The organism is Synechococcus sp. H55.9 (genome assembly GCF_047462355.1).
In the GTDB taxonomy this organism is placed as follows: domain Bacteria; phylum Cyanobacteriota; class Cyanobacteriia; order Thermostichales; family Thermostichaceae; genus Thermostichus.
Genome location: NZ_JANSJB010000141.1, coordinates 1 through 4,070, shown reverse-complemented (window position 1 = coordinate 4,070; position 4,070 = coordinate 1). Strand labels below are relative to the sequence as shown.

The following is a 4,070-nucleotide window of genomic DNA, read 5'->3' as shown; positions in this document are numbered from 1 at the left end:
GCACCGATTCCCTGAGGCTTCTCCTCGCGATGCCCTTAAGGCGCTAGCGGAAGCCCGCATCTTTTTCTCCGACCAAGCCCATCAGATCCCTGTTGAGCGCCAGGCCCACTGCCTACTGCTTGGCGATATTGCCCTCAAGGGTTGGGCAGTTTCCCTAGCGGCGGAATCCCAGCTTCTGCTTAAGCATGGGTACCTGCAAGATGCCGTCGATGCCCTGGACTTTGAGGTTCCTCGTTTCCGGGAACTAAGCGAAAGGTGGTGTGCAGCTCTCTTGCCAGCGGATCGACCTCAGCTCCGGACGGCCTATACGTACACAGCTCCCGGCTTTGCTGGCCACATCTCTAGCGAACGCATCCAGCGCATTGCTCGTCTTTCCCCATTTGATCGAGCGCTTACACCGGAGCAGCGCTTCCTTAGGGAAAAGAATCTTTCTGTCGAGTTCCAGATGACCTACTTCCAAGAGCTGGACAAGTCTTGGTACCTTTCCCAAGCGGCTTTAGCCGAATACCTAGACACCCTCAGCGAGCTCGCGGAGCGCCTTGAAAGTCTCCAGTCTTTTGCTCACCTCTGTCGAGAGCTTAACCAGGCGGATCCCTACCAATTGATCCCATCTGAACCCCAAAGTCTTTATCTATTATCTGCTGGGTAATACCTGCAGCCTAGCAGCTCGAGGGCATGGGCAAGGTCGGATTCGAACCGACACGGTTTCCCGCCGCATTTTGAGTGCGGTGCGTCTACCAGTTTCGCCACTCGCCCGGACTAGAAACATTATCCTACTGAACCGGCGCAACCTCGTCAACCACTCCTACGCGCTGCGGGCTTGCTGCAGTTGTTGAGCTTTTTGCCGCAGCTTGCGGGTTTGCTCCATCACTTCCTCCAGATCTTCGTGGGAGAGGCGCTCCACGTAGTTGATCTTGATTTCTTCCAGCAAGTCCTGTAACAGGGAGCGAATTTCCTCCAGCGCATGTTGCTGGGTGAGTTCGTTGGCCAAGACTTCGCCAAAGCGCCGCAACAGTTGGGCCGCCAACTGGGAGCCGACGGGATCCTCGAAGCTGTTGGTCAAGGTTTTATAGGTGGTGGTGGTCAGCTCGCTGGCCAGGCGCTCCGTCAGTTGGCCGGGCAGGGATCCGAGGCCGGGCAGCCGTTCCAGGGTTTGCAGGGCGGGGAGTTGTTTGAGCAGGCCACCCAGGTTGTAGCGGAGCAATTGCTCCACCTCCGGCTGGACCTGGGGCAGGACGCGGTAGAGGACGGTGCGAAAAACCAGGTTGGCAATGGCTTCCAGCTCGTTGATCTCGTTGAGGTCGATGTAGCTGCGGGAGGGATCGGCTGCCGGCAACAGGGGCAGGGATCCCCGCTGGATGGATGCCTGGATTTGGTTGATCACCCGCACGACGATGACCTCGGTCAGGTCTTCGGCGAAGTTGGCGACAAAGCCTTGGCTCACCTGAGCGCGAACCCGCTCCAGATCCAGCAACTGCGCCTGTCCCAGCCGGATGGTAACCGGGATCACCCGCAGCCAGCGCCAAAAGGGCAACAGCAGCAGCACATCGTACCAGCGCCAGAGCATGGCATCCAGCCAATTGACGCCGGTGTAGCGACGGCTGATGGCCACCGTGCGCAGCACAAATTCCAGCCCAAACAGCAAGGCAAAGGGAAGGTCCAGCAGGGGGAAAAAGTCCACCGGGTTGCCGCTCTCGCCGATGGGGCGGGAGTAATTGGTCTCGAAGAGGGGGCGCAGGCGGGCCTGGAAAAATTCGATCCCGTCTTTGGGATCGACGCTGGCCAAGTATTCGGCAGTCCAGAAGCGGGCGAAGGCAGCCCTGGCCGAGTCGGCTTCGGGGATGTGCTCCCGCATCAAGTTGAGGATGCGCACAAACTGGCCAGTTTTGTTGGCGGCCTGAAAGGGGTTGGTCTCGATCATCTCGTCGCTCAGTTGCCGCAGGCGGGCTAGGATCGGTGCCGCTGCTTCCGACTCCACCCCAAAGCGCAGGGTGACCTGGCGCAGCTCATCCACCAGGGCCAAGTAGCGCTGGGTTTCCGGGTTGGGCTCAATGCCTTTAACCGGGTCGTACAGGTCGGTTACCGGGGAGCGGCTGGTCTGTTGGGAGAGGATGGGCAAGGGAATGGGAGGGCCAAAGGCACCGAAGATCTGCACCCGCCCCTGGAGCCAGAAGTCTCGCCAGGGCACGTAGCTGAGGTCGAAGAGCACCAAGCACAGGTTGCCCAAAGCCAGCAGGGCCATTCCTTTTTCGTAGAGGAGGAGCCAGCGGCTTCGCCCCTTGCGGACGGAACGTCTGATAATGCGTCGAGCGGCGTTCATGATCTCGTGCAACGGGTTGGGCTAAGCCAGCCCTAGCCTACCACCCCTGGCTTGAGCTTCCCTTGGCCGGGGCAAGCTGTTGCACAACTTGGCCAAACTGCTGCCAGATGGCCTCTGCCTGGGGTCCCACCTGGCGTAGGATCCAGCCCTGACAGACGGGATCCGGCGACCGCAGCAGCCAGTGGTGCGTATCCGTCGGCCACTCCGGCTCTGGCCAATCCCCCAGTAAGTACAGGGATCCCCAGCAGAGATGGGATCCCAGCACCGACGCGGCGGAGATATGCTGGTGGGGAAAGCGCAGGTCTAGGTGCTCCTGCAGCCAGAGTTTGCTCCCGTCTGTGGAGGCGGGGATCCCGGCAGCGACCCAAACCCGCAAGCTGCTGGAAAGGCGCCGAAACTGCCAGCATTCCCCCATGGCCAGCCGCCCGGCTGTCCAGATCTCGGCATAGGCCAGGCGGGCACTGGGATCCAGTTCGATCTGCACCTGTTGGCGGAAGTCTGCTCCTGCGCCCAGAATGGTCGGGTGAGGGATCCAGATCAGTTGGCTGGTGGGAGCCAGCTTGACCTTGGCCTGTTGCCGGCTCAGGCCGGGGTGGAGGCGGGTTGCCCCTTGGGTGCGAATTTCCAGCGCTGCGCCTGCCCCCAGCTCGATGGCGATGCGGTGGCGATCCCCGCCCAGCAGTCCACCATTGGGGTTGCGTAGGTAATAGAGTGGCGGCTCACCCGGGGATCCCAGCCATTGCAGGGGGGCCTGAGAATACTCCCAAATGTGGGTCTGTTGGCCTTGGCGGCTGATCTTCAAGAGGGCCTTGCCGAAGTTCACAGGTGGCTCACAGAGGGAGAATCGGCCTGGATGGAGCGAAAGAGCACCTCCCGCTCCAGCCAGCTCAGGATCTGCTCCAGCCCCTCGCCCGTGCGCAGGTTGGTGAAGACAAAAGGCCTGTCCCCCCGCATGCGGCGGGCATCCCGTTCCATCACCCCCAAGTCTGCCCCTACGTAGGGCGCCAGGTCGATCTTGTTGATCACCAGCAGGTCAGAGCGGGTGATCCCCGGCCCCCCCTTGCGCGGGATCTTGTCCCCTTCGGCCACATCAATAACATAGATGCAGGCATCCACCAGCTCTGGGCTGAAGGTGGCTGCCAAGTTATCCCCCCCCGATTCCACCAGGATGAGATCCAGGGGACAGAAGCGGCGCTCCAGCTCCTGAATGGCATCGAGGTTGAGGGAGGCGTCTTCCCGAATGGCCGTGTGGGGACAGCCGCCGGTCTCCACGCCGATGATCCGCTCCGCTTCCAGCGCCTTGGCCCGCACCAAAAACTCGGCATCTTCGCGGGTATAAATGTCGTTGGTCACCACGGCCAAAGACAGGTGATCCCGCAGCGACAGACAGAGCTTTTCCACCAAGGCGGTTTTTCCGGATCCCACCGGGCCGCCAATGCCAACCCGTACCGGCTGAGCAGTCTGCACCATTGTGCCCGACCTCTGATACCTGAGGCTCTTTTTGGGCATTTTAGAACCAGGTGCTCGCAAGGGATCCGGGTATGGTTCGACTTTTGGTGGCAACTGCCGTGGTGCTGGTGGGCTTTTTGGTTGTGAACCGCCTCTATCGCAACCCGCTCGGTTCAGAGCCGAGGCCGGAACAGGCCAGCCCTGAGGCCGCCCAGCAAGGGATCCCCCAGGGAGGGCCGCTGCAGATCTACCAGTCGCGGGAACAGCTCCAGCAAACCCTCAATCAAGGGGCTACGGCCAC

5 protein-coding genes and 1 tRNA gene are annotated in these 4,070 nt (G+C 61.2%); 2 read left to right on the top strand and 4 right to left on the bottom strand.

Going from position 1 to position 4,070, the window contains the following annotated elements:
* The coding region (locus tag NW857_RS12470) for a hypothetical protein (RefSeq protein ID WP_414335233.1) at positions 1-649 on the top strand (649 nt) is incomplete at its 5' end.
* Positions 650-676: 27 nt separating this feature from the next.
* On the opposite strand, the gene NW857_RS12465 is transcribed toward NW857_RS12470, so the two are convergent.
* The 4 genes from NW857_RS12465 to ureG form a co-directional block, all read right to left on the bottom strand.
* A tRNA-Leu gene (locus tag NW857_RS12465) sits at positions 677-756 on the bottom strand.
* Between the two features lie 49 nt (positions 757-805).
* Entirely contained in the window at positions 806-2,320 is a 1,515-nt protein-coding gene (locus tag NW857_RS12460; RefSeq protein ID WP_414335231.1) for a hypothetical protein, read from the bottom strand.
* 37 nt (positions 2,321-2,357) lie between these two features.
* Entirely contained in the window at positions 2,358-3,143 is a 786-nt protein-coding gene (locus NW857_RS12455; protein ID WP_414369132.1) for an urease accessory protein UreD, read from the bottom strand.
* The gene (gene ureG / locus NW857_RS12450) at positions 3,140-3,790 is read right to left on the bottom strand and encodes an urease accessory protein UreG (protein ID WP_414369130.1); all 651 of its coding nucleotides are present in this window, start codon (positions 3,788-3,790) and stop codon (positions 3,140-3,142) included. The genes NW857_RS12455 and ureG overlap by 4 nt, the downstream gene beginning before the upstream one ends.
* A 71-nt stretch (positions 3,791-3,861) precedes the next feature.
* Between ureG and NW857_RS12445 the strand changes: the two genes are divergently transcribed.
* On the top strand, positions 3,862-4,070 hold a 209-nt coding region (locus NW857_RS12445; RefSeq protein ID WP_414369128.1), incomplete at its 3' end, for a hypothetical protein.

Coding starts and splice junctions, on each gene's coding strand:
- NW857_RS12460 (WP_414335231.1), bottom strand. CDS start 2,320: ATGAACGCCGCTCGACGCATTATCAGACGTTCCGTCCGCAAGGGGCGA.
- ureG (WP_414369130.1), bottom strand. CDS start 3,790: ATGGTGCAGACTGCTCAGCCGGTACGGGTTGGCATTGGCGGCCCGGTG.